The organism is Allobosea sp. 01N443, assembly GCF_056399325.1.
In genome coordinates, this window is record NZ_JBFTRC010000383.1 from 1 (window position 1) to 2,162 (window position 2,162).

Annotated in this window: 2 protein-coding genes and 1 pseudogene; 1 reads left to right on the forward strand and 2 read right to left on the reverse strand. The window is 61.5% G+C overall.

Annotated features, from left to right (window positions below; translation table 11 throughout):
- Positions 1–98: 98 nt before the first annotated feature.
- Together AC1DRP_RS36535 and rsgA are read right to left on the reverse strand one after the other, a co-directional pair.
- Positions 99–254 (reverse strand): DUF1127 domain-containing protein, encoded by a 156-nt coding sequence (locus tag AC1DRP_RS36535; protein ID WP_476771136.1) that lies wholly within the window; start codon positions 252–254, stop codon positions 99–101.
- Positions 255–636: 382 nt separating this feature from the next.
- Positions 637–1,358, reverse strand: a pseudogene (gene rsgA / locus AC1DRP_RS36540) (ribosome small subunit-dependent GTPase A).
- Between the two features lie 550 nt (positions 1,359–1,908).
- Here rsgA and AC1DRP_RS36545 point away from each other — a divergent pair.
- Positions 1,909–2,064, forward strand: coding sequence for a DUF1127 domain-containing protein (locus tag AC1DRP_RS36545; protein ID WP_441493807.1), 156 nt, complete (start codon positions 1,909–1,911; stop codon positions 2,062–2,064).
- Positions 2,065–2,162 lie beyond the last annotated feature (98 nt).

Below are 2,162 nucleotides of genomic sequence, written 5' to 3' on the forward strand. Positions count from 1 at the left end.
CTCTTCGACCGAAGCTCAAGGGGAGGGAATCATGAGCCCCGGGAGAAACTACCTGGAACGCGCTGCGCCCGGTGACGCGGCGGTTCTATTCAGTGACTTCAGGCCGCAGCGTGCGAGCGGGCGATGAAGGGGATCTCCGAGCGTGACAGGCCAAGATCGGCGAGCTCACGGTTGGTCAGACGCGACAGCTCGCGAACTGTCTCGCGATAGCGGAGGAAGGCGCGGATTTTGGCGGCAATCATGGTGACGAACATGGTGATATTCCTCTGGCGGATATTCCGGACCGGGGCGGTGCCCACAGCGACAATTTCGTTGTGCACTGCACATAAGCCGATCGGCCCGCCGCAATTAGGGGCTTTACTTCAGCTCCGATATGCATACAGAGCATGCATCATTTGTTAATCAGTAATTTTCTGGTCGCATCATGCGTTGAGCGCAGTCATTGTTTCAAATGAAACCGATATTCTGCCTAGAAAATGGGCTGCGCGGCGGCAGGGTCACCGAGAGGTATCCCATCCGGACGCCGGGCCACATGGTAGTCCGGATAGTCGTCGATCGTCGCGCGCTGGCGGGCGAGGGGCCGTATCACCGGCGTCAGCTCCAGGATGAACAGGCTGAGGTTTGGGCTCGGCCGAATCAAACGCCCCGCCTACCGCCCCTTCCCCTCGGCCCCTTCACCTCCGGCGACTTTGCCCTGTTCTCTAGATCGAGCTTGCGCCAGCGTGCCAGACGCTCAGGGTCGATCGCGCCCTTGGAGACTGCCTCCTGAACCGCGCAGCCGGGCTCGTGCTCATGGGTGCAGTCGCGGAAGCGGCAGAGCGGGCTTAGTTCCGTGATCTCGGCGAACAGCGTTTCGAGACCAGACGCCGCATCGCTGACATGGAGCGTGCGCATGCCCGGCGTATCAATCACCCAGCCGCCGCAGGCAATCGCATGCAGCGAGCGCGACGTCGTGGTGTGGCRCCCCTTAGCGTCGTGGTCGCGGATGTCGCCCGTCTGCTGCGGTTCGCCATCGATGGTGCCGGCAAGCGCGTTCACAAGAGTCGATTTGCCGACGCCGGACGAACCGACCAGCGCGAGGGTGCGGCCTTCGCCACACCCCGGCGCCGTAGCAGATGTGTGCTGGGCTCCACCAGAACCCAGTCACCCACCGTGAAGTCGCCTGTATTGGTATGGACCGGCAGCTTGAGCCTGATCGGCCCATCGGGCGTGATTGCGCTCATGCGGGTGCGGTGCACCGAGCCGATGCGCGCAGGCCGGAGGCAGGCGTCATCTGGTCCGCATTGATCTGCAAAGAAATCCGTCCAGCCCAGCGCCGCAAGGGACAGTGGTGCGGAGGTAGTGTCGCCTTGCGTCACAGTATCGCCCCACCGCTCGGCGTCCTCGTCATGGGCGACGATAGAGCGGGGTTTAGGCCGGGTTGCAAGCGCCGCAAGGAAAGCAGGCATCCGAAACCCTTCACAGGTGCAGACATTGGCGCATGGCCCGGAACCAGACATTCGCATGCTGCGAAAGGGACGTCCGTTCGCGACCCAACTCCGACATTTGCGGTGAGCCGCTGACGGTCAAAAGTCGCCCATTCCCGCCCCCTCGGACGTCCGCATGCGGGCGGTTCAACTTCGCAATCGGCAACGTGCCGAAATCGCGTAGCCAACGCGGTGAATTCCTGCTTTCGGCCACAGCCCGTTTTCTAGGCGGAACATCGGTTGCATTTGAAACGATGACTGCGCTCAACGCATGATGAGACCAGAAAATTACTGATTAACAAATGATGCATGCTCTGAATGCATATCGGAGCTGAAGTAAAGCCCCTAATTGCGGCGGGCCGATCGGCTTATGTGCAGTGCACAACGAAATTGTCGCTGTGGGCACCGCCCCGGTCCGGAATATGCGCTAAGGAAACACACCATGTTCGTCACCATGATTGCCGCCAAAATCCGCGCCTTCCTGCGCTATCGCGAGACGGTTCGCGAGCTGTCGCGTCTGACCAACCGTGAGCTCGACGATCTTGGGCTGTCACGCTCGGAGATCCCCTTCATCGCCCGCTCGCACGCTGCGGCCTGAAGTCACTGAATAGAACCGCCGCGTCACCGGGCGCAGCGCGTTCCAGGTAGTTTCTCCCGGGGCTCATGATTCCCTCCCCTTGAGCTTCGGTCGAAGAG